27 protein-coding genes are annotated in these 25,134 nt (G+C 74.3%); 9 read left to right on the top strand and 18 right to left on the bottom strand.

Annotated features, from left to right (window positions below; genetic code table 11):
- The first annotated feature begins 211 nt into the window (after positions 1 to 211).
- From GA0070611_RS27875 to GA0070611_RS27865, 3 genes are all read left to right on the top strand, one after another.
- A complete protein-coding gene (locus GA0070611_RS27875) occupies positions 212 to 787 on the top strand; it encodes a hypothetical protein (protein ID WP_091670953.1) in 576 nt (191 codons plus the stop codon).
- 75 nt (positions 788 to 862) lie between these two features.
- Complete coding sequence (locus GA0070611_RS27870; protein WP_091670950.1) at positions 863 to 2,068, top strand: NAD(P)/FAD-dependent oxidoreductase; 1,206 nt, start codon at positions 863 to 865, stop codon at positions 2,066 to 2,068.
- A gap of 359 nt (positions 2,069 to 2,427) precedes the next feature.
- Positions 2,428 to 2,856 carry a VOC family protein gene (locus GA0070611_RS27865; RefSeq protein WP_091670946.1) on the top strand — a complete coding sequence of 143 codons (429 nt, stop codon included), beginning with the start codon at positions 2,428 to 2,430 and terminating at the stop codon, positions 2,854 to 2,856.
- Positions 2,857 to 2,881: 25 nt separating this feature from the next.
- On the opposite strand, the gene GA0070611_RS27860 is transcribed toward GA0070611_RS27865, so the two are convergent.
- The gene (locus GA0070611_RS27860; RefSeq protein ID WP_091670943.1) at positions 2,882 to 4,051 is read right to left on the bottom strand and encodes a hypothetical protein; all 1,170 of its coding nucleotides are present in this window, start codon (positions 4,049 to 4,051) and stop codon (positions 2,882 to 2,884) included.
- Positions 4,052 to 4,287: 236 nt separating this feature from the next.
- On the opposite strand from GA0070611_RS27860, the gene GA0070611_RS27855 reads away from it, so the two are divergent.
- The gene (locus GA0070611_RS27855) at positions 4,288 to 5,829 is read left to right on the top strand and encodes a gluconokinase (protein WP_091670939.1); all 1,542 of its coding nucleotides are present in this window, start codon (positions 4,288 to 4,290) and stop codon (positions 5,827 to 5,829) included.
- Positions 5,830 to 5,872: 43 nt separating this feature from the next.
- Positions 5,873 to 7,375 carry a GntT/GntP/DsdX family permease gene (locus tag GA0070611_RS27850; protein WP_091670935.1) on the top strand — a complete coding sequence of 501 codons (1,503 nt, stop codon included), beginning with the start codon at positions 5,873 to 5,875 and terminating at the stop codon, positions 7,373 to 7,375.
- Between the two features lie 3 nt (positions 7,376 to 7,378).
- On the opposite strand, the gene GA0070611_RS27845 is transcribed toward GA0070611_RS27850, so the two are convergent.
- From GA0070611_RS27845 to GA0070611_RS27825, 5 genes are all read right to left on the bottom strand, one after another.
- Complete coding sequence (locus GA0070611_RS27845; RefSeq protein ID WP_091670931.1) at positions 7,379 to 7,663, bottom strand: putative quinol monooxygenase; 285 nt, start codon at positions 7,661 to 7,663, stop codon at positions 7,379 to 7,381.
- A gap of 26 nt (positions 7,664 to 7,689) precedes the next feature.
- On the bottom strand, positions 7,690 to 8,445 hold the full coding sequence (locus tag GA0070611_RS27840) for a MerR family transcriptional regulator (protein WP_091670927.1): 756 nt from the start codon (positions 8,443 to 8,445) through the stop codon (positions 7,690 to 7,692).
- A 158-nt stretch (positions 8,446 to 8,603) separates the two neighbouring features.
- Positions 8,604 to 9,242, bottom strand: coding sequence for a hypothetical protein (locus GA0070611_RS27835; protein ID WP_091670923.1), 639 nt, complete (start codon positions 9,240 to 9,242; stop codon positions 8,604 to 8,606).
- A gap of 130 nt (positions 9,243 to 9,372) precedes the next feature.
- Positions 9,373 to 11,640 carry a putative bifunctional diguanylate cyclase/phosphodiesterase gene (locus GA0070611_RS27830; RefSeq protein WP_197675810.1) on the bottom strand — a complete coding sequence of 756 codons (2,268 nt, stop codon included), beginning with the start codon at positions 11,638 to 11,640 and terminating at the stop codon, positions 9,373 to 9,375.
- Between the two features lie 145 nt (positions 11,641 to 11,785).
- Entirely contained in the window at positions 11,786 to 12,301 is a 516-nt protein-coding gene (locus tag GA0070611_RS27825) for an ArsR/SmtB family transcription factor (protein ID WP_091670920.1), read from the bottom strand.
- Positions 12,302 to 12,385: 84 nt separating this feature from the next.
- On the opposite strand from GA0070611_RS27825, the gene GA0070611_RS27820 reads away from it, so the two are divergent.
- Entirely contained in the window at positions 12,386 to 13,339 is a 954-nt protein-coding gene (locus tag GA0070611_RS27820; RefSeq protein ID WP_091670915.1) for a S41 family peptidase, read from the top strand.
- A gap of 54 nt (positions 13,340 to 13,393) precedes the next feature.
- Here GA0070611_RS27820 and GA0070611_RS27815 read toward each other — a convergent pair whose 3' ends face one another.
- From GA0070611_RS27815 to GA0070611_RS27790, 7 genes are all read right to left on the bottom strand, one after another.
- Entirely contained in the window at positions 13,394 to 14,950 is a 1,557-nt protein-coding gene (locus GA0070611_RS27815) for a glycosyl hydrolase (RefSeq protein WP_091670912.1), read from the bottom strand.
- Positions 14,951 to 15,099: 149 nt separating this feature from the next.
- Positions 15,100 to 15,720 carry a hypothetical protein gene (locus GA0070611_RS27810; RefSeq protein ID WP_091670908.1) on the bottom strand — a complete coding sequence of 207 codons (621 nt, stop codon included), beginning with the start codon at positions 15,718 to 15,720 and terminating at the stop codon, positions 15,100 to 15,102.
- Between the two features lie 85 nt (positions 15,721 to 15,805).
- Positions 15,806 to 17,290 (bottom strand): hypothetical protein, encoded by a 1,485-nt coding sequence (locus GA0070611_RS27805; protein WP_091670906.1) that lies wholly within the window; start codon positions 17,288 to 17,290, stop codon positions 15,806 to 15,808.
- Positions 17,287 to 18,366, bottom strand: coding sequence for a hypothetical protein (locus GA0070611_RS27800; RefSeq protein ID WP_091670902.1), 1,080 nt, complete (start codon positions 18,364 to 18,366; stop codon positions 17,287 to 17,289). The genes GA0070611_RS27805 and GA0070611_RS27800 overlap by 4 nt, the downstream gene beginning before the upstream one ends.
- A gap of 32 nt (positions 18,367 to 18,398) precedes the next feature.
- A complete protein-coding gene (locus tag GA0070611_RS27795) occupies positions 18,399 to 18,761 on the bottom strand; it encodes a hypothetical protein (RefSeq protein ID WP_197675809.1) in 363 nt (120 codons plus the stop codon).
- Positions 18,762 to 18,895: 134 nt separating this feature from the next.
- Entirely contained in the window at positions 18,896 to 19,072 is a 177-nt protein-coding gene (locus tag GA0070611_RS31200; RefSeq protein WP_157740401.1) for a hypothetical protein, read from the bottom strand.
- Positions 19,073 to 19,074: 2 nt separating this feature from the next.
- Positions 19,075 to 19,338 carry a zinc-ribbon domain-containing protein gene (locus GA0070611_RS27790; protein WP_231921244.1) on the bottom strand — a complete coding sequence of 88 codons (264 nt, stop codon included), beginning with the start codon at positions 19,336 to 19,338 and terminating at the stop codon, positions 19,075 to 19,077.
- A 90-nt stretch (positions 19,339 to 19,428) separates the two neighbouring features.
- On the opposite strand from GA0070611_RS27790, the gene GA0070611_RS27785 reads away from it, so the two are divergent.
- Positions 19,429 to 19,755: a YciI family protein gene (locus GA0070611_RS27785; protein WP_091670894.1), complete on the top strand. Its 327-nt coding sequence runs from the start codon at positions 19,429 to 19,431 to the stop codon at positions 19,753 to 19,755.
- A gap of 6 nt (positions 19,756 to 19,761) precedes the next feature.
- On the top strand, positions 19,762 to 20,964 hold the full coding sequence (locus tag GA0070611_RS27780) for an RNA polymerase sigma factor (protein WP_091670891.1): 1,203 nt from the start codon (positions 19,762 to 19,764) through the stop codon (positions 20,962 to 20,964).
- 53 nt (positions 20,965 to 21,017) lie between these two features.
- On the opposite strand, the gene GA0070611_RS27775 is transcribed toward GA0070611_RS27780, so the two are convergent.
- The gene (locus tag GA0070611_RS27775) at positions 21,018 to 21,428 is read right to left on the bottom strand and encodes a hypothetical protein (protein WP_091670888.1); all 411 of its coding nucleotides are present in this window, start codon (positions 21,426 to 21,428) and stop codon (positions 21,018 to 21,020) included.
- Between the two features lie 285 nt (positions 21,429 to 21,713).
- Here GA0070611_RS27775 and GA0070611_RS27770 point away from each other — a divergent pair, with 285 nt between their 5' ends.
- Positions 21,714 to 22,088: a VOC family protein gene (locus GA0070611_RS27770; protein ID WP_091670885.1), complete on the top strand. Its 375-nt coding sequence runs from the start codon at positions 21,714 to 21,716 to the stop codon at positions 22,086 to 22,088.
- 50 nt (positions 22,089 to 22,138) lie between these two features.
- On the opposite strand, the gene GA0070611_RS27765 is transcribed toward GA0070611_RS27770, so the two are convergent.
- The 4 genes from GA0070611_RS27765 to GA0070611_RS27750 all read right to left on the bottom strand — a co-directional run bounded on the left by GA0070611_RS27765 (position 22,139) and on the right by GA0070611_RS27750 (position 25,079).
- On the bottom strand, positions 22,139 to 22,990 hold the full coding sequence (locus GA0070611_RS27765; RefSeq protein WP_091670882.1) for an SRPBCC family protein: 852 nt from the start codon (positions 22,988 to 22,990) through the stop codon (positions 22,139 to 22,141).
- Entirely contained in the window at positions 22,983 to 23,543 is a 561-nt protein-coding gene (locus GA0070611_RS27760) for a winged helix-turn-helix domain-containing protein (RefSeq protein ID WP_091670878.1), read from the bottom strand. The genes GA0070611_RS27765 and GA0070611_RS27760 overlap by 8 nt, the downstream gene beginning before the upstream one ends.
- A gap of 85 nt (positions 23,544 to 23,628) precedes the next feature.
- On the bottom strand, positions 23,629 to 24,561 hold the full coding sequence (locus GA0070611_RS27755; protein WP_091670875.1) for a hypothetical protein: 933 nt from the start codon (positions 24,559 to 24,561) through the stop codon (positions 23,629 to 23,631).
- Complete coding sequence (locus GA0070611_RS27750) at positions 24,558 to 25,079, bottom strand: SigE family RNA polymerase sigma factor (protein WP_231921243.1); 522 nt, start codon at positions 25,077 to 25,079, stop codon at positions 24,558 to 24,560. Before GA0070611_RS27750 ends, GA0070611_RS27755 begins: the two co-directional genes overlap by 4 nt.
- Positions 25,080 to 25,134: the final 55 nt, after the last annotated feature.

Raw genomic sequence — 25,134 nt, 5'->3', positions numbered from 1 at the left:
CGCCGAGCCACCCGGCATCTCGCGATCTTGCACTTGCTGCCCCTTCATTCCGGGCAGAACGCCCGCCCCGGGGGCCACAACTGCAAGATCGCGGCAGGCGGCTGCGGCGCGGCCCGGGGTGAGCCCCGAGACCGGGTCGGGGTACGAGGTCGGGGGATGGTGGGGGTCGGGCCCGGATGTCCCGGGGCGGGGCGGCGGGAAGGGTGGGGCAATGACGATCATCGACACATCCGCCCTTCGCGCGTACCGCTGGGTGCGGCCGGTCGCGCTGGTGTCCGCGCTGCTGCTCTTCGGCTACGGGGTGCTGCGCCTGCTGGACGGCCTGGACGGACACCGGAACAAGGCCGGCTGGCCCTGGCTGACCGGGCACACCCTCTTCCTGATCGGCGTCGTCGGGTTCGCGGCGGTGATGCTCGGGCTGCGCGGGCTGCTGCGTACCCGCTCGCCCCGGGGACGGACGGTGGACGACCTGGCGACGGCGGCCGGCCTGCTCGGCACGGTCGGCTTCGCCTGGGTGATCCTGGGCGACCTGTTCCCGCGCTTCGCCGAGGCGGCGCCCCCGTCGGACCTGGTGCTGTTGGGCGGGCCGGCGCTGTTCGAACTGGGTCTGCTGGTGCTGCTCTACCGGGCCGCCGCCGCCCGGCTGTGCCCGGTCTGGGGGCCGGTGCTGGTGCTGGTCGGGTTCGTGGCGATCGCGGTGAACCTCGACCTGCTGCCGATCGGCGCGGCGCTGGTGCTGGCCGGGCTGTTCCCGCTGACCGGCACCCCGCGACCGGTACGCGGGTGACCTGGCTCACCGCCTGTCACAGTCCTCGACCCGTCGGTGTCTTGTGGGCAGAACCCAGGCAGCGAAGGAGACATCATGACGGGCACAACGACGGTGGTCGTGGTCGGCGGCGGATACGCCGGCGTGATGGCCGCCAACCGCCTGACCAGCCGCGACGGCGTCAGCGTCACGCTGGTCAACCCGCGAGCGACCTTCGTCGAGCGGATCCGCCTGCACCAGCTGGTCGGCGGCTCCGACGACGCGGTCGTCGCCTACTCCGACGTGCTGGCCCCCGCCGTCCGGCTCACCGTCGACACGGTCACCCGGATCGACCCGGCCGGCCGCGGGGTGGCGCTGGCCGGCGGCGACAACCTCGACTACGACTACCTGGTGTACGCGGTGGGCAGCGGCAGCGCCGACCCGCGGGTGCCCGGGGCGGCCCGGTACGCGTACCCGATCGCCGGCCTGGAGGAGGCGGCCCGGCTGCGGCCGGTCCTCGACGCCACGCCCGCCACCGCCCCGGTGACCGTGGTCGGCGGCGGCCCGACCGGCATCGAGACCGCCGCCGAGCTGGCCGAGGCGGGCCGGCCGGTGACCCTGGTCTGCGGCAGTGTGCTCGGTCCGTACCTGCACGCGGGCGGCCGGCGCGCGGTGGCCCGGCGGCTGGCCGCGCTGGGCGTGACGGTGCTGGCCGGCCCGCACGCCTCGGTGACCACGGTGACCGCCGACGCGGTGCGGCTCGCCGACGGCCGTGAGCTGCCCAGCGCGGTGACGATCTGGACCGCCGGGTTCGGCGTGCCGGACCTGGCCGCGCGCAGCGGACTGCGCACCGACGCGCTGGGTCGGCTGCTCACCGACGAGACGCTGACCAGCGTCGACGACGCGCGGATCGTCGCGGCCGGCGACTCGGCGGCCCCGTCCGGACTGCCGCTGCGGATGAGCTGCCAGGCCGCTATCCCGCTGGGCGCCCGGGCCGCCGACACGGTGCTCAGCCGGCTCGACGGGGCGCGGCCGGCCCCGCTGCAGCAGCTCTTCGCCGGCCAGTGCCTCAGCCTGGGGCGGCGCGGAGGCACCTTCCAGTTCGCCCACCGCTACGACGAGGCGGTGCCGCTGCATCTGGCCGGTCGGCTCGCCGCGCGGCTCAAGGAGGTGGTGTGCCGGCAGACCGTCTCGGCGCTGGCCGACGAGGCGGGCAAGCCCGGGGCGTACCGCCTGCACCGGATCTCCGGCGGCCCGCACCGCCGGGAGCTGCTGCGCTCCCGCCACGGTGCCGACGTCCCGGCGACGGTGGCCCGGTGGTGAGGATAACCAGGTGGTGAGGATGGCCCGGTGGTGAGGATGGCCCGGCGGGCAGCCACCAGGGGCCACCGACGCTCACACCGCGCAACGGTCCATGACCGTTACGCTGCGTGCTGGAAGGCTGCCCAACCGGGAGTGGTCGGTGACGCCTTTGCTCTGCTTCAACCTACGCAACACCGGCTTGAGCTGCACGTTCTTGCGAATCAGCCGAATCCGCCGGGTAGCTTTCGGTAACTGTTGCGTCCGTTGAAGCAGAGCAAAGGCGCTACAGGGATGCCTGCCGGAGGGGCGTCGTGTCACGGACGGTCATGACCGGGAGGCACAGCCGGCCGGCACGCCGAGCCGACGGGTACGGTCCGGGGATGCAGCAGCGCGTCAGCCTGATCACCCTCGGCGTGGCGGACCTGGCCCGGGCCCGCACCTTCTACGAGCGCCTGGGCTGGCGCGGGCAGGAGGTCGAGCAGACGGTGTTCTTCCAGGCCGGCGGCCTGGCGCTGGTGCTCTGGGGCCGCGCCAAGCTGGCCGACGACGCCGGCCTGGCCGACCCCGGCGGCGACGGGTTCGGCGGGATCAGCCTGGCGCAGAACGTGCCCGACCGCGCCGAGGTCGACACCGTGCTCAGCCTCGCGGTCGAGGCCGGGGCGACGCTCACCCGCCCGGCCCGGGACACCTTCTACGGCGGGTACGCCGGCTGCTTCACCGACCCGGACGGGCACCTGTGGGAGATCGCCTGGAACCCGGGACTGCCGCTGGCCGCCGACGGCACGCTGACCGTCCCCGACTTCGGCTGAGGCCGGGGCCGGGCCGGGGCCGTCGTCAGGTCCAGAGGGTGCGGCGGAAGCCCTGGTGGCCGGCGCACGAGTCGCGCTGGCCGCCGGTCAGGCTCACCGTGCCGTCGCGGCACTGCACCAGCCAGCCCTTGCCGGCCCAGAACCCCGGTACGCAGTCGAACCAGTCGCACACCCCGGCGGCGGGTTTGCGGATCCGCTGGCCGCCGCAGAAGTCGTACCCGAAGGGGTTCACCGGGGCGCCGCAGCTGCGCTCGGCGGACGGCTGCGGCGAGCCGTGCGGACTCGCCCCGGTCTTCGGGGCGCTCCGGCCGCGCTCCGGCCGGGGGGCGGCGGTCGGCTCGGCGCGCAGCACCGGGGCCAGCGGCGGGGCCACGGGCGTGCCGGTGGGGGCCGGGGTGGCCGCGGCGGCCACGTCGGAGCCGGGCCGCACCGGCGGGTCGGACTCGAAGAGCATCGCCGGCACGATCAGCGCCAGCGCCGCGCCCGCCGCGACGGTCCGCCGGCCGCCCGGGACCAGCGCGGACAGGTGCGCCTGGGCGGGGGTGAGCACCGCCGGGCGGACCGGGCGGGCCGCGGTGTGCTCCTCGATCAACGCGTCGAGCTGGGCGACGACCGCCGCCCGCTGCTCGATCGCGTCGGCGAAGGCCAGGGTGAGCTTGAACCGGAAGTCGGCGACCGCGCCGGTGGGCAGCAGCAGCCCGGAGGTACGCCGCCGGTCGAGCACCTGGATCAGGGTGACCGGCGCGGCCGGGTCGTGGCTGAGACCGGTCATCTTCCCGTACGTCCAGTCGCGCCGGCCGCGCCCGCCCAGCAGCACCAGCCGGCGGTTGGTGAGCACCGCCAGCCCGGCGTCGGCGACCTTGACCCCCTCGGGGCGGCGCGGGCGCAGCGGCGGCGGGTCGGGCTCGACCAGCAGTTCGGGGGCCGGCAGCACGGCGGTGTGCCGCACCTCCACCAGCTGCGCGGCGGGCAGGGTCCAGAAGACCACCTCGCCCGGGTGCAGCTCCATCGGCAGGCCGACGCCCGCCTCGGTCGAGCCGTGGAAGGACCCGGCGAGGGTACGCAGCCGGCGCAGTTCGTCGTCGCGTCGTCGCCAGGCCTCGTCAGCGGCGCGGAACGCCTGCTGCCGCCGTTCGTTCTGCCGGTGCGCCCACCGGTAGCGCCATGTGGAACCCGTCGAATCAGTCTTCGTCACGCCGACTCCTCCGCCGCGCGAGCCCACCAATCGGGGTGTCATTCACGTCAACTGAGGGGCAAGGCCGGCAAGACACGCGAAAGTCGCCAATCTGACCGATCGGCTGATTGACCCGCACGATAGGCGGAACTTGCTGCGTCGATTCCCGGCCGCCCGCAGCCCTCCGCTTCGCCATGCGGGGGCGTCGCGGCGTCGGTAACGTCAGCCGCAGCGACAGCGGCGGGAGGTGGCGCACGGTGGACGGGACAGCCGTCGTGCTCGGCGTGGACATCGGCACCACCAGCACCAAGGCCGTCGCGTTCGACACCGGCGGGCGGCAACTGGCCGCCCACTCGATCGGCTACCCGCTCGACGAGCCGCACCCCGGCTACGCCGAGCAGGACCCCCAAGCGATCTACGAGGCGGTCCTCGGCACGGTCCGGGCCGTGGTGGCGGAGCTGCCGGGGCCGGTCGCCGGCCTCTGCTTCAGCACCGCCATGCACAGCCTGATCGGGCTGGACGCCGACGGCACCCCGCTCACCGCCTCGGTCACCTGGGCCGACTCGCGGGCCGCCGCCCAGGCCGAACGGATGCGCGCCGTGCCGTCCGGGCTGGCCCTGCACCGGCGCACCGGCACCCCCGTGCACCCGATGGCCCCGTTCTCCAAGCTGGTCTGGTTCGCCGAGCAGGAACCGAAGCTGCACGAGCGGGTCGCGCACTGGGTCGGGATCAAGGACTACGTGCTGCTGCGGCTGGCCGACACGCTGGTCACCGACCACTCGGTCGCCTCGGCCACCGGGCTGATGGACATCCACCGGCTCGCCTGGGACGCCGAGGCGCTGCGCCGCGCCGGCATCACCGAGGAGCAGTTGCCGCAGCTCGTCCCCACCACGCACGTGCTGCCCGGGCTGACCGCCGAGGCGGCCCGGGCCACCGGCCTGCCCGCCGACACCCCGCTGGTGGTCGGCGCCGGTGACGGGCCACTGGCCAACCTCGGGCTCGGCGCGGTGCACCCCGGCGTGGTGGCCTGCTCCATCGGCACCAGCGGCGCGATGCGGGTGATGGTCGAGCGGCCCGGCGTCGACCCGCTCGGTGGCGTCTTCTGCTACGCCCTCACCGAGCACCGCTGGGTGGTCGGCGGGGCGATCAACAACGGCGGCATCGTGCTCCAGTGGGCCGGCGAGACGCTCGCCCCGGAACTCGGCGAGCACGCCGAGGAAGAACTGCTCGAACTCGCCGCCCACGCCCCCGTCGGCTCCGGCGGGCTGATCATGCTGCCGTACCTGCTCAGCGAACGCGCGCCGCACTGGAGCGCGCTGCCGCGCGGCGCGTACGTCGGGCTCACCCACGGCCACCGGCGCGAACACCTGGTCCGCGCCGCCCTGGAGGGGGTCTGCCAGCAGCTCGCCCTGGTGCTCGCCTCGGTGCGCGCCGCCGGCAACGAGGTCCGCGAGGTACGCGCCAGCGGCGGCTTCGCCCGCAGCCCGCTGTGGCGGCAGATGCTCGCCGACGCGCTCGGCATGCCGGTGCGCTTCCCCGCCGGGCACGAGGGCTCCAGCTTCGGCGCGGCCCTGCTCGGGATGCAGGCGCTCGGCCTGATCGAGTCCATCGACGTGGCCGCCGACCTGGTCGAGATCGACGAGACGGTACGCCCCGACCCGGCCGCCGCCGCCACCTACGCGGCCCTGCTCCCGCTCTTCTCCGAGCTGTACGACGCGCTCGTGCCCACGTTCGCGTCGCTGCGACGGCTGGCCCCGAGCCTGCCGCCGGAACCACCGCCCACCGCCCCTCCCCAGTGATCGCCCGTTCCGGACGACTGGCTGACCGAAGGTCGAGACAACCATGGTCACACTGCTCGCCGCACCGGCGGAACCACTCAGCAACGCCGGGAACACCCAACTCGTCATCGCCGCCCTGCTCGGCATCGCCGCGGTGGTCGTCCTCATCGCCTGGGGCAAGGTCCACCCGTTCCTGGCGCTGATCCTCGGCGCGGCCGTGCTCGGCGTGGTCGCCGGCGTGACCCCCGACAAGATCATCACCTCGTTCAGCGCCGGCGTCGGCTCCACCGTCGGCGGCGTCGGCCTGCTGATCGCCCTCGGCGCGATGATCGGCGGTCTGCTCGCCGAGTCCGGCGGCGCGGACAGCATCGTGGAACGGGTGGTCGCCCGGGTCTCCGGCGGCGCCCTGCCGTGGGCCATGGCCGGCGTGGCCGCGCTGATCGGCCTGCCGCTCTTCTTCGAGGTCGGCGTGGTGCTGCTGGTGCCGATCGTGCTGCTGGTCTCCCGCCGGGTCGACGTGCCGCTGATGAAGATCGGCATCCCCGCGCTGGCCGGCCTGTCCGTGCTGCACGGCCTGGTCCCGCCGCACCCCGGCCCGCTGGTCGCCATCGACGCGCTCGGCGCCAACCTGGGCCAGACCCTCGCGCTCGGCCTGCTGGTCGCCATCCCGACCGTGATCATCGCCGGCCCGGTCTTCGGCAACTTCATCGCCCGCTACGTCCCGGCCACCGCCCCGGAGGCGCTGCTGCCCACCCGCCGGCCCCTCGCCGTCGGCACCCCGACCACCCCGGCCGGCGGTCGCCTCGACGCCGACGGCGACCTGGTCACCGAGGACGACCTGGTCAACCCGGGCGCGGGCCGTCCCGGCGAGCCGATCGACGAGCGGCAGGCCCCCCGCCGCGCCCCCGCGCTCTGGGCCGCCGTGGTGACCGTGCTGCTGCCGGTGGTGCTGATGCTGCTGCGCGCGATCGGCGAGCTGACGCTGGCCGAGGACACCACCGGCCGCAAGGCGCTCGACATCGCCGGCACCCCGATCGTGGCGCTGCTCGCCGGCGTCATCTTCGCCATGATCTTCCTGGGCTACCGGACCGGGTTCAGCCGCAGCCAGGTCTCCGGCTTCCTCGGCGGCTCGCTGCCGGCCATCGCCGGCATCCTGCTGATCGTGGCCGCCGGCGGCGGCTTCAAGCAGGTGCTCGTCGACGCCGGCGTCGGCAACCTGGTCGCCGACGCCGCCAAGGGCGCGAACCTGTCACCGCTGCTGCTCGGCTGGCTGGTCGCGGTCGGCATCCGGGTCGCCACCGGCTCGGCCACCGTCGCCACCATCACCGCCGCCGGCATCGTCTCCCCGCTCGCGGCCACCCTGCAGGGCCCGGAGGTCGCCCTGCTGGCGCTGGCCGTCGGCTGCGGCTCGCTCTTCTTCTCGCACGTCAACGACGCCGGCTTCTGGCTGGTCAAGGAGTACTTCGGGCTGACCGTCGGGCAGACCATCAAGAGCTGGTCGGTGATGGAGACGATCATCTCGGTGGTCGGCTTCGCCGGCGTACTCCTGCTCGACCTGATCCTCTAGAGGTCAGGGGGCCTCGACGCCGGAGATGAGGAAGCGGTGGACCTCGGCGCCCCGGATCGCCACGGCCTGCTCCTCGTCCGGGCCGGAACTCCGGAACGCCAGGAGCTGCTCCTCGGACTCCCAGCGCTCGTAGACGTTGATCCGGGCCGGCTCGATCAGGTCGGGGCTGACCGCGAAGTCGACGCAGCCCGGCGCCGAGCGGGCCGCCCGGACCGCCTCCACACAGGAGGCGAGGTAGGCGTCCCGCTCGGCGGGGTCGACGTAGAGGGTGCCGGCGACGATGAACATCCGGTCATCGTGCCACGCCCGCCGGCTCACGCCCGGCTGATCGCGTTGGCGTGGATCGCCTCGTTCAGGTACGCGGCCAGCCCCGGCCGGATCCCCTCGAAGAACTCGGTGAACCGGGGATCACCGACGTACATGTCGGCCAGGCAGGTGTGCAGCTCGTACGGGCAGTCGTAGAACCAGCGGGTGATGAGCTGGCGGTGCTCCTCCGCCAGCGCCATCGCTTCCGGACCGTCGGCCGGCGCGCCCGAGTCGAGCAGCGCGGCGATCCGCCGGCCCCAGTCCTCGTTCTCGGCCTTGTTGCGCTGCCAGTCCTCCTTCGAGTAACGCGCCGTCCGCTCGGCGGACTGCCGGTACGCCTCGGTGCCGCCCCAGCGCCGTTCCGCCTCCTCGGCGTGCTCGTCCGGGTCGAAGTCCCCGAACACCTCGAAGCGTTCCTCCGGGGTGAGCTTGATGTCCAACTTTCTCGCCTCCATCGCGAGCTCGATCGCCGCGACCATCTCCCGCAGCTTGCCGATCCGCCCGGTGAGCAGGTCGTGCTGCCGCCGCAGGTGCGGCAGCGGGTCGCCGCCCGGGTCGAGGATCTCGGCGATCTCCTCCAGCGGGAACCCCAGCTCCCGGTAGGCGCGGATGAGCTGCAACCGCTCCAGGTCCGCGTCGTCGTAGCGCCGGTAGCCGGCCGGCGTGCGCCCGCTCGGCGACAGCAACCCGATCTCGTCGTAGTGGTGCAGCGTCCGCACGGTCACGTGCGCCGCCCGGGCCACCTGGCCCACCGTGTACGCCATGGTCCCCTCCCTTCCGCGACCAAGGCTGCCGCCTCACGCCGCGTGAGGGTCAAGCCGATTGTGCCGCCGCCCCCGCCGACCCGGGGGTCAACACAGACGACCGCCCCCGGCCTCCGAGGGGGGTGGCGGAGGCCGGGGGCGGTCGCGGAGGGAGTCGGTCAGGTGGTGACGGGCTCCTTGGTCTTCTCGGGGGCGGCGAAGGTCTCGCTGGCCGGGGTGCGCACGGCGTGCACCAGGCCGGCGGCCGAGAGCAGCAGCAGCAGCGCCGCGCCGAGGTACATGGCCAGCGCGCCCTGCCCGGCCTTGCGGCCGAACTCGCTGAAGCCGTACGAGGTGAGCAGCAGGCCGCGCAGCGTCTCGCCCTTGAACACGGTGTCGCGCTGGGCGCTGACCCCGGCGAGCTGCTTCTGCAGGTCGGCCAGGTTGGCGGCGTTGCTCTGCTGGGCCTCGGCCACCTGGGCCTTGAGCGCCGACTCCGGCGCACCCAGGTCGGCGTAGGTCTTGCCGTCGGCGATGCCCTTCAGGTGCAGGCCGATGAACTCGTTGGCGTAGCACTCGGCCTGCTTGCCGGTGGTGAGCTGCTTGCCGGCGTACTCGCGCAGGCAGTCCGACTTCTTCTCCTCGTCGGTCAGCTTGTCGGCCGGCTTGAAGCTGATGTGCTGGGCGGCGAGCTGGTCGTGCACGTAGTTGTTGGCGAAGTTGGCGTTCGTGGTCAGCACGATGCCCACGACGAGCAGCAGGACCGCGAGGCCCAGCCCGCCGATGCTGAACAGCAGATCCAGCGTCCGTCGCTTCATGAGAGGTCTCCCGTATGGGTGGTGGGGGCGGTGTCGGTGACCGTTTCATGGTCGCCGGGCGGACACCCCCGCCAGCAGGGCCGAACCCCCCGTACCGGCCGGGACCTTGGGCCCCCCTCACCCGGGCCGGTCAGTGCGTGACGTCGGCGGGGGTGAGGGTGGCGAGCAGGTCGGGCAGGGCGGCCGGGCGGCCGTACCGCCAGCCCTGGCCGTGCAGGCAGCCGATCGCGGCCACCGCCGCGTGCTGCGCGCCGGTCTCCACCCCCTCGGCGACCACGGCCAGGTCGAAGGCGTGGGCCAGCCGGTTGACCATCTCGACGGTCGCGTACGCCCGGGGGTCGCCGGCGTCGAGGCGGGACACGAAGGACCGGTCGATCTTCAGCTCGGTGGCCGGGATCCGGTGCAGGTAGCTCAGCGAGGAGTAGCCGGTGCCGAAGTCGTCGATGGCGATCCGGATGCCGAGTTCGCGGAGCTGGGCGAGCCGTTCCAGCACCGCGTCGCTGCCCTCGATCAGCGCCGACTCGGTGAGTTCGAGGGTGAGCGCGCGGGGCGGCAGGCCGGCCGCGCCGACGGCCCCGGTGACGGTGGCGATGAGGTCGGGGCGGCGCAGGTGCGCGGCGGCGATGTTGACCGCCACGGTGACCCAGGGGGCCTGCTCCCGCCAGGTGGCGGCGGCCCGGCAGGCCTCGCGGAGCACCCACCGGTCGATCGGCAGGATCAGCCCGGTCTCCTCGGCCAGCGGCAGGAACTTCGCCGGGGTGAGCACGCCGAGGCGGGGGTGCCGCCAGCGGACCAGCGCCTCGGCGCTGGTGACCGTGCCGGTGGCCAGGTCGACGATGGGCTGGAACTCCATGACGAGCTGCCCCTCGTCGACCGCGCGGCGCAGGTCGGCGATCAGTTCGGCCCGGGTCACCGCCGACTCGCGCAGTTCCCGGGTGCAGGTCCGGTACGCGGACTTGCCGGCCGCCTTCGCCGCGTACATGGCGATGTCGGCGTCGCGGAGCAGGTCGGTGTGCGAGGTGTGCTGCGGGCCGTACTCGGCGATGCCGATGCTGGCCGACGGGTGCACACCCAGGTCCTCCTCGCCGGGCAGCGGTTCGAGGGCGGCGAGCAGCCGCCCGGCGAGCCGCTCGGGGGGAGCCGGCCGGACGCCGTCGACCAGCACCGCGAACTCGTCGCCACCGAGCCGGGCGACCATCCCGTCGGCGCCCACCGCGTCGTGCATCCGCTCCGCGATGGTGGTCAGCAGCCGGTCCCCGGCGGCGTGCCCGAAGCGGTCGTTGACCTGCTTGAAGCCGTCCAGGTCGAGCAGCAGCACGGCGACCGGGCCGTCGCCGCGCAGCGCACGGCGCAGCCGCCGGTTGAAGGTGAGCCGGTTGGGCAGGCCGGTGAGCTGGTCGGAGTAGGCCAGCCGGCGCAGCCGGGCGACCAGCCGCAGGTTCTCGTTGGCGGCCAGGCCCTGGCGCAGGGCCAGCACCCCGAGCAGCGCCATCATGCCGAAGAAGATCAGGTGCGGGGTCTGCCCGGTGGGTCGCCGGGCCAGCATCACCGCGACGATCGCGCCGCCCACCGGCAGATACGGCAGCGCCACCCGCCACCAGGGCGGCAGCGGCGACTCGCCGGTCTCCTCGTCGCCGTCGCCGCCGGTCGGCGGCGGCCAGGTGGTGGCGATGCCCATCAGCAGGTAGCTCAGCGGCCAGCAGACGTCGATCGGGTGGCCCGGGGTGTAGCTGCCGTGCGCGACGAGGGAGACGTAGACCGCGTCGGCGGCGGCCCGGCTGGCCAGGCTGGCCCCGATCAGGGTGAGCGCCCGCCACATGGGCCGCGACGGGCCGGAGACCGCCACCAGGATGGTGAGCTGCATCAGGTCGAGCATCGGGTAGAGCAGCCCGAAGGTACGGACCGGATCGGCCAGGTCGGCGGCGGCGATGTCGCGGAACACCACCACCCAGCCGATCGGGATCAGCGCCAGCGCGACGATCACCCCGTCGAGCAGGGTGCGGGCCTGCCCGACCAGGCTGCGCGGGGCGGCGAGGGAGCAGAGCAGCGCGGCGGTGCCGGTGATGATGCCGGCGGTGAACAGGCCCCCGACGAGCGGGGTGTGCGGCAGCGGGTGGCCGCCGAGCCGCTGCACCGTCCACACCGTACGGCCGAGGGCGGCCAGGGTCATGGTGACGGCGAGCAGCATCCAGAACCGGCGTACCGATTCGGGGTGCCGGCGGGCGGTGCGGGCGCAGGCCACCGCCGCCCAGCTCGACACGGTGACCGCGCCGAGGTCGCTGACCAGGGCCGCGCCGGGCAGCCCGGCGACCAGCCAGCACCCTTCGACGAGTACGACGAGAACGGCCACGACGAGCCCGACGCGGCCGGAGAACGGGCGACGGGACCCCGCCGTCACGGCCGGGTCCGCGTCCTGCTGAGGGACAACGATTCGCTCCGGCTCTCTCTGAGAAGACGCGCACCTCGACGGTGAGGACCGGGTTGCGGACGGCGAACGGCGCCAGCCTAGCCAGCGGAGGATGCCGCCGCCAGATCGGTCTGCGTCACTCGGCCGACACGGTCGAACCGCTCCGCCGGTAGAGGGCCACCAGCACGCCGTGCCGCGGCTGGTCGGGGCCGGCCTCCTCGGCCGTGCTGAGCAGCGCGTCCAGGGTGGACCGCAGCCGCGCCGCCTGGTCGGGGGTGAGCCGCAGGTGGCGCAGGTGCAGCAGCGGGTCGGGGTCGGCGGTCAGTTCCTCGGCGACCGCGCCGAGCAGGGCGGCGGTGGCGTCGGCGTCGCCCTCGCCGCCGACCAGCCGGCGGAAGGCGCGTTCGTGGTACTGCTCGGTGCCGCCGCGCACCTGGCGGGTGTGGGCCGGGCGCACCATGCCGGCCTCGGTGAGCACCTTGAGGTGGTGGGCGACGGTGCCCTTGGCGACGCCCAGCTCCGCGGCGAGCCGGCTGACCGTGGCCGGACCCGCGCCGAGCGCGAAGAGCAGCCGGTGGCGCAACGGGTGCGCGAGCGCCTTGAAGTGCGCCGCGCCGCGGACCTCCAGCGCCTCGATCGTCTCGTCCGTCACGACAGAAAGCGTCCAATTATCTTGACGCTTTGTCAACCGGTTGCTCTACTGAGCCGCACACCACTGTGGATACGGGGGCGCGACATGCAGACCGATGAGACCACCGCGATCGTGGAACGCTGCGCCAAGCTGGTCACCGAGCACTACGTCCTCGCCGACGTGGCCGAGCGGATCGCCGCCCACCTGGGCGACCGGCTGCGCGCCGGCCGGTACGCCGACGCCGCCGACCCGGCCGCCCTCGGCGCACTGGTCACCGAGGACCTCCAGGCGGTCAACCACGACCTGCACCTACGCCTCAAGCACCACCCCACCGCGCTGCCCGAGCGTGACGAGGACCCGGACGAGGACGCCTGGGCCGGGCTGACCGCCCGACACATGGGCGGGGTGGCCCGGGTCGAGCGACTCCCCGGCAACGTCGGCCTGCTGGACCTGCGCCCCTTCCTCGCCCCGCCGCAGCTCGGCGGCGCGGCGGTGACCGCGGCGCTGGGCCTGCTCGCCGGCACCGACGCGCTCCTGCTCGACCTGCGCGGCAACCAGGGCGGCAGCCCGGACACCGTCGCGCTGATCTGCGGCTGGTTCTTCGCCGAACCGGTGCACCTGCACACCATGTACAACCGGGCCGGCCTGGGCCGGCAGTACTGGAGCGCCGCCCACCTGCCCGTCCCCCGGTACGCCCCGGACAAGCCGGTGCACGTGCTGACCGGCCCGCAGACGTTCTCCGGCGGCGAGGAGCTGGCGTACGACCTCCAGCAGTTCGGCCGGGCCACCGTGGTCGGCGAGCGGACCCGCGGCGGGGCGCACCCCCGGGTCGGCTTCCGGGCCCACCCGCACCTGGAGTTGACCGTCCCCGTCGCCCGGCCCGTGCACGCGGCCACCGGCACCAACTGGGAGGGGTGCGGGGTCACCCCGGACGTCGAGTGCCCGGCCGACGGGGCGACCGACCTGGCGTACCGCCGGAGCCTGGAGAGCCTGCTCGCGGCGGACCCGCAGCGGCCGACGGCGGACGAGGCCCGCGCGGCCCTGGCCGACCTGGGCTGAGCCGGGCGGGGGCCCGGGCCGGTGGCGCGACCGGCCCGGGCCCCCGCGCCGGGGTCAGGAGACGGTGACGTTGTCGACGTAGACGGCGGAGCCGCCGCTCGCGCCGCTGCCCGGGACGAACTGCACCCCGATCTCGCGGACGTCACCGAGGTTGGCCACCCCGGCCAGGTTGAGCGTCAGGTTGACCCCCGACGAGGTGACCGCGACCGAGCCGCCGTCGAACCACTGCCAGGCGGTGCCGGTCTTGACGTACAGCTTGGCCTGGCTGCCGGTGCCGAAGCTGCCCCACGGGGCGACCCGGGCGGTGGCCCGCAGCGTGGTCCTCCCGCTCAGGCTGGTGGTCGCGCTCTTCTTCAGGTACGCGGCCCCGGCGCCCAGGTTGACGTCGGACTTCAGCGAGTACGAGCCCTGCGCCGCCCACTCGTTGACCTGCCACGGGCCGCCGGTGACTCCTGCGCCGGTCCAGCCCTCGGTGCCGGACTCGAAGCCGTTGAGCAGCGTGCCGCCGCTCGGCGGCGGGGTGGTGCTGCCGCCGCCACCCGGCTCGGTGACGGTGCCCAGGTTCACCTCGCCCCGGTTGGCGATCCAGGAGTTGTTGAACAGCGTGCTCGCGCCCTGGTTGCGCGCCGGGCTCCAGCTGTCGTTCCAGGCCAGGAAGTAGGTGGTCTGCGGGTAGCTCTGCTGGAACGCGGTCACCCACTTGCCGTAGTCGAACGAGCCGGCGGTGTCCGGGCCGATCTCGGCGAACGCGAACGGCTTGCCCAGCCCGGTCAGCTCGGTGTACGCCGACTGGATGCCGGAGACCTGCGGGTTGTCGTCGTACGCGTCCATCCCGACGATGTCCACGTAGGAGCCGCCCGGGTAGAAGGCGGTACGGTTGCCCCGGCTGAAGTCGGCCGAGTAGACCCAGATCAGGTTGTCGAGCCCCTTCGTGGTGGTGAAGTAGCTGTACATCTGCTGCCAGACCTGCTTGAAGGTGTTCTGGTCGCGGTTGCCCCACCAGAACCAGTCGCCGTTCATCTCGTGGAACGGCCGGAACAGCACCGGCACCCCGGCGTTCTCCAGGTCCTGGAGGCCGGCGGCCATCTTGTCCTCCAGCTGCCGCCACCGGGCCCCGGCGGCGGTGGAGGGGTTGAGCAGGTCGCTGAAGTTCGTCATCGCGGTGTTCAGCCCGCCCCCGTTGGCGTTGGCCGGGCTGGGCGAATGGACACTGACGGTGACCAGGCCGCCACTGTTCCACCAGGACTTCAGCGACGAGTTGCAGGAGTAGTCGACCAGCGAGGTGATGTCGCTGCTGGTCGCCCAGCCGGAGCCGTAGTCGCAGCTCAGGATCGCCGGGTACTGCCCGGTCGCGGTCTTCAGCTCCTCGGTCTGGCTCAGCGAGAAGCCGCTGTTGCTGTAGCCGCCGAAGAAGCCGGAGGCGATCCGGTTGCTGCTGCGGTTGGGCAGGTGGCCCAGCCAGTTGAGCACGCTCTTGGCCGACGCCGAGGCGTTCGGGTTGGCGGTGGAGACGGTGTGCGCGTCGGCGGGACCGACGACGGTCAGCACGGAGGCCGCGGCCAGGGTGGTGGCGGCTGCGGTCAGTGCCAGGCGGAGTCTGCTGCCTCGCATGGTCACCTTTTCGGGTCGGGGGATGGTGGTACGGCTGCGGGGGAGCCGCGGTTCATCCACCCACTGAACTACTGAACCGATTAAGTTTCAAGCATGTGAATATGTTGTTGCGGCTACTCCGGGTAACCGCCGCCGCTCCGGCCGCCGGCTCAGGCGGGCAGCGCGCAGGTCTCCCCGGCCAGCGCCGACATCGCGCTGCGGAACCGGGACCAGTGCTGGGCCGCCTCCGCGTCCACCCCCGCCGCCACGGCGTCCATCTGCTGCTGGGTGAAGGCCGGCGGCAGGGCCCGGATCCGGGCGACGCTGGCGCGCATCACGGTCAGCGCCGCCGCCCACTCGGCCCGCGCCGCGTCCCGCTCGGCGCGCAGGTCCGCCGGCGTCTCCCGGGCGAAGAGCTGCGCCAACGCCGCGTCCTCCTGGGCGATCTGCCGCTCGAACAACGCCACCGTCGGGTCCCGCAGGATCCGGCCCCGCTCGTCCAGGCGCAGCGCGTCGTCCCCCAGCTTGCGGGTCGACGACACGTCGGCGCAGGCGGCCAGCACCTGCCGCTGGTAGGCGGCCGTGCGCTCCTTGCGCTCCGCCGCCGCCGTGCCGGGCAGCGGCGCGACGAAGGCAGCGACCACCGCGACGACCCCGAGCACGCCCAGCACCACCCGCACCGGCTTGCTGCGCAACGGCGGGATCCGCACCCCCAGCGCCTCCACCTCGCCCAGGCAGGCGGCGAGAATCAGCACGATGCCGAGTCCGAGGTAGATGTTCAGGCCATCCATGTCCGCCCGCCCGAGAAGAGGTACGGCCAGCCTCGACCCCGCCCCGACCGGGCACAACGGCACAGTCGGGAAGTCGACGCCGCCGCTAGCGCGGACCGCCCTCCACCGGGTCGACCGGCGGGCCGCCGTGCGTCCACGGGGTCTCCTCCGGGGCCGGGAACGCGCCCGCCGGCAGGTACGCGTCGGAGAGCGTGGTGAGGCAGAGCCGCTCCCCCACCTCCGGGACCGTGCCGGGCGGCGCGGTCAGGCCCCGCCCCATCCCGCCGGACAGCTCCAGCACCACCTCGGTCTTGCCGTCCGCGCCGGGCGTCACGAAGACCACCTTCGCCTTCTGCCCCGGCCGGGCCGGCGAGTACAACGCCGCGCCCACCGGCACCAGCACCGGCTCGGTGGTGACCACCTGGATCCGCGGGCGCAGCACCGGCCGCTTGCCGCTGTCGTCGACCCGCTTCGGATCGGCCAGCGTCACCTCGCCGACGAACGCCTCCCCGGTCAACCGGTGCTCCGCCATCACCAGCGGGTCGTCGTAGGCGCGCTGCACCGCGTACGAGGTGAGCGCCCGTTCCAGCCGGTGCAGCCGGACCGCCGCGGCCACCGCCCCGTCCCGGCGCGGCTGCGGCCCGCCACCGGCGTCCACGTGCTCGGCGTAGCCGGTGAAGGCGTCCCGGTCGCCGTCCCAGCGGCCGGCCACCCGGGCCCCGGGCGGCACCGCGCGCAGCAGCCCCAGCCCGCGCCAGACCAGCTCCCAGGTGGGCGTGAGCTGGTCGCGCAGCAGGTCCGCCAGCGCCGCGTACGCCTCGGCGCGCGCCACCGGATCCGCCTCGGTGTCCGCGTACCGGGCCATCGCCGGGGCGAGCCGGTGGTTGTCGAAGTCCGGGTCGGTCGCCGGCCCGGCGGGCGGGCACCGCCCGGGGTCCTCCGCGCGGGCCGCCGCCTGCGCGCCGGTCAGCCCGGGCGGCGGGTCGATCCAGCCGAGCAGCGCCGGCAGGTGCAGGTCCTCCACCACGCTCTGCCCGGTCGCCCAGTGCAGCGTCAGCGCGTCGGTCAACCCCACCAGCGCCGCGGAGCCGGGCTGCTCGGCGCGCTCGGCGAAGAAGGTCAGCCAGCGGCCCAGCAGCGGCACCGACGGGTGCACCGGGTACTCGCCGTCCGGCCGCCGGAAGCGCAGCGCGCGGCCCAGCAGCCGCAGGAAGGTGATCCCGCCCGGGTTCGGCACCACGAGCTGCGGGGCGTCGACGTAGCGGTGGCGCACGTCGCGACCCCGGTCCACCGGCACCGCCTCGGTGACACCCCGGAACCCGTCCAGGTACGGCAGCACGATCCCGGCCAGCTCGACGGCGAAGGCCAACCGCTGTTCCCGGTCGCGCGGCTGCGGCACCACCAGCAGTCGTGCCTCGTCCGGCGCCGCGCCGACCAGGGCGGCCAGCGGGGCGTTGGCCTCACCGGCCATGGTCAGCGGCACCAGCACCAGCGGCCGGTCCGACAGGTGCAGGTGCCGCACGGTGGCCACCGGCTGGGCCACCCCGGCGGCGAGTGCCTGCGCCTTCGTCAGCGCGCGCAGCGTACTCACGCGGGGTGTCCGGCGAGCGCGTCGGCGCGCAGCCGGGCGGCGGCGCGCAGCAGCGCGGCGGCCTCCGCCTGCTCCGGGTCCGGCGTGCGATCGCCCGCGGCGAGGGCCAGCACCTCGTCGACCTCGGCGATGCCGCCGAGCGCCTCGCGCACCGGCCGGCCCAGCACGGCGGTCTGGCCGCGCGCCTCGTGCCGGCAGAAGTAGGCCAGCTCGCAGGTGGCCAGGCAGTCCGGCGCGTAGCGGGCCGGGACGGTGGACAGCGCGGCCCGCAACGTCGCCGGCTCGGCTTCCGGGTCGGCGGTGAAGTCGGCCGGCACCCCGGCCAGCAGGTCGTCGATCCGGGCCATCCGGTCGAGCTGGCGGCGCAGCACCAGCAGCTGCCGGCGCACGTCGAGCAGGCTGGCGGTCGGCTGGTTGGTGAAGTCGCGCGGGCAGACCAGCACCACCTGGGGCGAGACCAGCTCCGGATCACGGCCCGCGGCGGTGAACAGCTCGCGCAGGGCCAGCACGTAGACGGCCGACTGGATGGCGGCGGCGGCGACCTTCGCCGGATCGGCCTGCCCGTCGATCACCGGGAACGACTTGATCTCCACGACGTGGAACCGGCCGCCCAGCCGGGCGGCCACCAGGTCCGGTTCCAGGTGCACCCGCCGGCCGGCCACGTCCAGGCCCAGCAGCGGGTGGTCGAAGAGCGCCGCCTCGTCGCCGTCGGCGGTCAGCGCCGCCCTCGACCGCTCCGGGCGGTCCTCGTCCGCGCCCAGGTCCGTCCAGCTCGCCGCGGCCGGCACCGGTACGCCCAGCCGCTCCGCGACCAGCCGCAGCAGCTCCGCCCCGCCGTCGGCCTTCACCTGCGCCTCGAAGGCGTTGCCCCGGGTGATGGCGAAACGCGACTGGCCGAACCGGGTCGGGAAGCCGATCCGCTCGGCCAGCTCCGGCTTGTCCACCCCGGCGCTGTCCAGCACGGCCCGCCGGGTGCAGCCGGGGTTGCCGGTCAACGCGGCGATGGTCCGGGCATTGTGCCGCCGGGCCGGGCGGTCACCCCGGATCGCGGCCAGCCGGTGCGCGGTGTCTGTCACGACAGGCCACGATAGCCGCCTGCGGCCGCCGGTCAGAGTTCCCGCAGCCGACACCACCACCAGCCGCGGCCGCGTCCCCGGTCGGTCACCGGCCACGGCACCGGTACCGTACGGCGGTGGAACTCCCGGTCCAGCCGGTCCACGATCCGGCCGAGGTCCCGCCGGGCGGCGGGCGGCAGCCGGTCCAGCACCTCGTCGAGCAGTTCCCGATGGTCCTCCGGCTCGATGCCGGGACTCAGGTCCTGCGGCCCGTTCAGCCAGCGCCCGGGTGCGTGCAGGACCCAGGCGTACCCGTTCAGGGCCTCGTACACCGCGTCCGGCCAGTAGTGCGCGTCCTCCACCCGGCGGACGGCTGCCCGGGTACGGGCGGTGACGCCGCGCAGGCGACGACGCATGGGAGGACCCAGTGGCCGGTGGGGCCGGCGCAGGTCCTGCGGGCGCCTACGCGGCATCGCCCTTTCGACGGTCGGTCATGCGGTCGATCATGTCAGCACCCGCGCGTCGAGGCCAGCCACATCCGGGTGCGGGGTCAGCGGCCGGCGGAACGGTTCCAGGGGGACCGGGGCGACTCGGCGCCCGCGAGCGGCCGGCTGCGCCGGCGGTACCGGCGGCCGGGGGTGCAGGGCGGCCGGGAGACGGTGTGCACCGGGGCGGGCGGCGGGCTGACCGGCTGGCGGCCGATCAGCCAGCAGAGGAAGCGCGCCATGGTCAGCCGACCGGGAGGCGCTCGGCCTCGGCCCGGGAGATGTCGTACTCGGCGCCGCAGAAGGTGCACTGCTGGGTCCAGCGGGTCCGCACCGGGATGAGCGGCACGAAGAAGAGACTGAACTTCGTGGCCCGCCGGGTGATGACCTGCGCCGCCTGGTTGCCGCAGTGGCGGCACACCCGGGTGACGACACCGGACCGGGTGACCTTGGTCCGGAGCCCGAAGATGAAGAACATCGCCCGGCAGTACCCAGCGGGACGCCCCACCACACCCACGATTTTTTTCGCCCCCGGCGGTCCGGATGCGCGGTCCGCGTTCGTCAGGCTGACTGAAGGCACGACCGGAGGAGAGAAACGATGAAGTACATGATGCTGGTCTGCACCGACACCGAGCCGGACCGCGACCCGACGGCCGCCCCGGACATCGAGCAGTGGGTGGCCGAGCGGGACGCCAACGGCCAGCGGGTGACGGGCAGCGTGTTCGCCCCGCCGTCGGCGGCCACCACGGTGCGGGTACGCGACGGCGAGCTGCTGCTCACCGACGGGCCGTTCGCCGAGACCAAGGAGGTGATCGTGGGCTTCGACCTGCTGGAGTGCGCCGACCTGGACGAGGCGGTCGAGATCGCCCGCGCCCACCCGATGGCGTACGGGGGGCGGCTCGAACTGCGCCCGCTGGTGGACTGACACCGGATGGACGACGTGGCCGGGGCGGTGGCCGAGGCGGGTGCCGACGCGTACCCGCGGATCGTCGCCGCCCTGATCCGCGTCACCGGTGACTGGACCCTCGCCGAGGACTGCGCCCAGGACGCGCTGGCCGCCGCGCTGCACCGGTGGCCCCGCGACGGGGTGCCGGGCAATCCGGGCGGTTGGCTGATGACGGTCGCCCGCAACCGGGCGGTGGACGTGCTGCGCCGGGCCACCGTGGAACGCCGCAAGCTGCGCGACCTGGCGCTGCTCACCGATCCGGAGCCGACGCCCGAGGGAGGAGACGTGGTGGACGACCGGCTGCGGCTCATCTTCACCTGCTGCCATCCGGCGATGTCGCCGGAGGCCCGGGTCGCGTTGACCCTGCGCACCGTGGCGGGCGTGCCCACCGCCGACATCGCCCGGGCCTTCCTGGTCAGCGAGTCGACCATGACCCGCCGGATCACCCGGGCCAAGGCGCGCATCGCCGCGGCCGGCGTCCCCTACCGGGTGCCGACCGGGCCCGCGCTCCTCGAGCGGCTGCCGGGCGTGCTGGCCGTGCTCTACCTGCTCTTCACCAGGGGGTACGACGCCGACGGCGAACCCGCCTTCGCCACCGAGGCGGTCCGGTTGGCCCGGCTGTTGCACGCGCTGCTGCCCGACGAGCCGGAGCCGGCCGGGCTGCTCGCCCTGTTCCTGCTGCACCACTCCCGCCGGGCCGCCCGCCGCGACGCCGACGGTGACCTGCTCACCCTCGACGAACAGGACCGCTCCCGCTGGGACACCACCGCGGTGGCCGAGGGCGTCGCCCTGCTGACGCGTGCCGGCGGCGGCCCGTACGCCCTCCAGGCCCGGGTCGCCGCCTGCCACGCCACCGCCCCGACGGCGGCCGACACCGACTGGCCCACGATCGCGCACTGCTACGACGAGTTGCTCCGGCTGCACCCGACCCCGGTGGTGCGGCTCAACCGGGCGGTGGCGCACGGCTACGCGTACGGGCCGGGGCACGGGCTGGCGCTGCTGGCCGAGGCCCGCTCCGGCGGGGCGCTGGACGGCTACCCGCCCGCGCTGGCCGCCGAGGCCGAACTGACCGCCCGCTCCGGTGACCCGGTACGCGCCGCCGCGCTGTTCCGGGTCGCCGCCGACGCGGTCCGCTCCACCCCGGAACGCCGCGCCCTGCTCCGCCGCGCCGCCCAGCTCGCCGGCTGAGCGGGGTGGCCGCATGCCGGGGCGGGTGACCGCCGCGGTCCCGCCGGGCCGGTTCACCCAGCGCGCACCGTCCTCACCGTCTCGCCCGGACTGACCTGCGCAGCCGCCGGGCGGGTACGGCGGCGGTGGCAGGCGACGAGGTGCCCGGCGAGGACGGTGGTCGAGCCGGCCCGGACGCAGACCTCGGCGCCGGCCTGGAGCACGTCGGCGATGGTGGCGGCGGAGGCGGCCCGGTCCACCAGCACCGCCAGGGCGCAGCCGGCCGGCAGCCGGCGGCGGATCCGGGCGACCTCGGCCGGCCCGGGGCTGATCAGCAGCGCCAGCTCGCCGGGCCGGACGTACTCGACGTCCGGGGTGTGCAGCACCCGCCAGGCGGGCGGCAGCCGGCGGGAGAGCCCGGTGACCTGGGTGGCGTCCCCGAGCACGGCGACGGTGGGCGCGGACAGGTCGATGAGGGCGGTCATGGGATCCTCCTCGTTCCGGTGACGCTCCCACCGTCGCGCGGGGAGCTGGGACCGGCATGGGCCCTTCCTGTGGAAAGCCGGTGTGTCGCCGCCGTGCCCGCCTCGCTAGGATCGGGGCGTGAACACCGGACCGGCATCTCGCCACGCACGGATCGGCGACCCGGTGGCCGGCTGATCCGCCGCCGGACGCCCGCCCGGCGTCCCCCCACCTCGGCACGCGGCCCGCCGCGACGACTCGCCACCCACGAGTCCCTGTCGCGTCAACGCACCAGCGAGGTCAACCGCATGCCTGTCAGCTTCAACCACACCATCATCGCCGCCAAGGACCGCCAGGAGTCCGCCCGGTTCTTCCGGGAGCTGCTCGAACTGCCGGAAGCACCGTCCTGGGGGCCGTTCACCAACATCCAGCTCGACGACGGCACCCTGCTCCAGTTCGCCGAGCCGCCGGTGGAGATCCAGATGCAGCACTACGCCCTGCTGATCGACGACGACCTGTTCGACCGGGTGTACGCGCGGCTGCGCGAGCGGGGCGTCACGCACTGGGCCGACCCGCAGATGCGCCGCCCCGGCGAGATCAACGACGAACACGGTGGTCGGGGCGTCTACTTCAAGGACCCGGCCGGCCACGCCATCGAGCTGATCACCCGGCCGTACCTCTGATCCGTGCCGCCCCGCCTCCCGGTGCCGGCCACCGGGAGGCGGGGCGACCGTCAGGCGCTCGCGGGCATCTCGACCGAGAGCCAGATCGGCTGCCAGTCGGGCAGCTCGTGGTAGCGGCGCAGCTCGGACAGGCCGGCCACCGACCCGCACCAGGACGCGTACGGCGGGTTGCCCTCGTCGAAACCGCTCTGCACGACGGTCAGCCGGGTCTTCCCGTCGGACTCGGCGAGCTCCCAGGTGCTGACGCCGACCTGTCCCCAGTCGACGGACATCGCCCGCCCCGGCGTCAGGTCGACCACCTTGGCCGCGTACCCGGTCTCGAAGCCGCCCATCGCGTACCGGCCGCCGACCCAGGGCTCGATCCCGATCGGGTACCCGAACCAGGCGCTGGCCTGCGCCGAGTCGGTCAGCGACTCCCACACCCGTTCCACCGGGGCGTCGATGAGCAGCTCACCGCGCAGGTCGGCGGAGGTGAAGTCGGTGCGCGGCAGCAGCGGCCGCCCCTCCAGCCAGGCGTTCAGGTTGGCGATCGAGAGCGCCCAGAAGGTCTGCAGCACGCCCCGGATGCTGCTGCCGTCCATCGCCTCGGCGAAGACGAAGTGGCTCTGCCGCAGGGTCAGCTCGGTGCTCTCCCCCGCCGGGGTCAGCTCGATCTCGCTGGTCGTCTCCACCCCGTCGAGCAGCCAGGCGAAGCGCAGTATCCGCTCGTCGGCGTGCAGCAGGCGCTGGTGCGGGGCGTCGCCCTCCGGGGTGTAGCGGCCCCAGAACGCGAACCGGTGTGGCAGCTCGACGTCGACGTGCTCGGCGAACCAGACGCGCAGCGCGGCGGGATCGGTCAGCGCGTGCCGCACGGCGTCGGCCGGCGCGGCGAGCCGGGCGCGGTAGGTCAGCAGGTCACTCATGGTTGTCGCCTCTCGGGTAGCAGGCCACGGCGAGCTTGAAGGCGTCCCCCTCGGCGCCGCCGTAGCGGGTGAACAGGTCCCGCAGCGTCGACTGCAGGTCGTGCAGGAACTCCTGCCGCCGCTCGGGAGGCACCCGGATCTCGCCGGAGACGCCGATCGAGGGCAGCTCGGGCGCGGTGCGGTCGAGCGCGGCGACGTCGGCCTGGACCTCTTCCATCAGGTCGAGCAGGTGGCCGAGGCTCAGCTCGTCGCGGACCCGCCGGGCGTCCCCGATCCGCCCGATGAGCCGGGGCGAGAGCCAGTAGGAGCGGGCGGCGGCCTGGTAGATGCCCTCGCTGATGCCGCGCACCTGGCGGGCGGCGACCTGCTCGACCAGCCCGGCGGCGACGAGCTGCTTGACGTGGTAGTAGACCCGCTGCGGGGTCTGGTCGAGCCGGGCGGCGACCTCGGTGCAGGTGCGGGGCTCGGCGAGCTGCCGCAGCACCTCGACGCGGTGCGGCTTGAGCAGGGTCTCCGCCTGCTCGCGCTCTTCCAGGTACAGGACGTCTCTCATGGCAAAATCAGTTTGTACGTACAAAATCTGTTTGTCAATTGGTTCGACGACAGGCCGCGCGATCCCGCGCGGCCTGTCGTCGTGCCTAGCCGACCAGGTGTTCGGGCGGCCGCACGGTCACCGGCTCGCCGTAGTGGGAGAACTCGACCAGCACCGCCAGATGCCAGGGTCGCTCGCTCCGCGCCGGCCTGCTCGTCCGGTCGTAGGAGACCCGTGAGATCCGGTGGTCCGCCCCGACCCGCACCTCACCCACGAACCGGTCCGCCAGGACCTTGTCGGACGGCTGCGCCACCGCGAGGACGAAGTGGTAGACCCCGGGCCCCCGCTCGGTCACCGTGCCGCCGGCCTGACCCAGCACCCGGAACAGCTCCTCCGGGTTCCCGGAGGCACCCAGGCCGCCTCCCATCGCCGTGTCGAGGTCGAGGTGGTCGTGGCGGCCCTCCTCGCGCATCCAGGCGAGCTTCCGGCCGCTCCGGTCGCTGCCGTCGATCCCGGCCCGGTAGCGGACCCCGCCGACCAGCTTCTCCGCCGACCAGCCCGACACCACCGAGGGACGCAGCTTCCCCTCCCACGGCGAGTCCCAGAAGCCGGTGTCGGTGGCCGGGTCGAAGGCGCCCTCGGTGACCCACGAGTCGTCCGACGGCGCGGACGACGTCCCCGAACCACCCCGCACCGTGGTGGTGATCCTCAACCGGTAGCTGACGTTCCCGCTGGCCGTCGCGGCAGCCGCCAGCCGCAGCCGCGGCGTGTCGGCGACCGTCGCCGAGGGACCGGCCGCGACCGGCGCGGACGCCCCACCCCGGCCGGCCGGCGCGCCGCCGGTGCCGGCCGGCGCACCCACCCCGACGGCCACCACCCCGGCCACCCCGAACACCCCCACCGCGTACGCCGAGCGGTGCAGGACGGTACGCCGCCGGTGCCGCCGGGTCGCCTCACCCAGCACGTCCCGACCGAGCGCCAGCCCGTCGGTCCGCTCGCGCATGCCGGCGGCCAGCTCCTCCGCCACCTCGCTGCTCATCGTCCTGCTCCCTTCGTGCCGGCGCCTTCGAGCGCCCAGTCGGCGGTGAGTTGACGCAGCCGGGTCAGCCCCCGGGAGGCCGACGACTTAACGGTGCCGACCGAGCAGCCGAGCAGCTCGGCGGCCTCCGCCTCGCTGCACTGCTCCCAGTGACGCAGCACCAGCACGGCCCGCTGCCGGGGCGGCAGCAGCGCCAACGCCTGGATCAGCGCCTGCCGCAGGTGCAGCGCGTCGGTGCCGTCGTCCTGGGTCGGCGGCTCGACCTCGGCCAACACCTCGGGTCGGCGTCGGCGCAGTCGCCAGCGGTCCACCGCCAGGTGGTAGAGCGTGCGGCGCAGGTATCCCTCCTTGTCGCCGTGCACCCGACTCCAGTTGCGCATCAGTCGTTCCAGCGCCGCCTGCACCAGGTCCTCCCCGGCGGTCCGGCTACCGGTCAGCAGCACCGCCGTCGCGAGCAGCGCACTGCCGCGCTGCGCGACGAGGACGTCCAGCCCTTCGAAGCGTCTGTTCCGCCACACCGGCTCTCCTTTCGTCGTCACCAAGGACGACCGCCCCGGCCCGAAGGTTGACTGC

The sequence above is a fragment of the Micromonospora auratinigra genome (assembly GCF_900089595.1).
Classification (GTDB): Bacteria; Actinomycetota; Actinomycetes; order Mycobacteriales; family Micromonosporaceae; genus Micromonospora; species Micromonospora auratinigra.
Note: the sequence above shows the minus strand (reverse complement) of the source record. Positions and strands in the feature narration are given on the sequence as shown.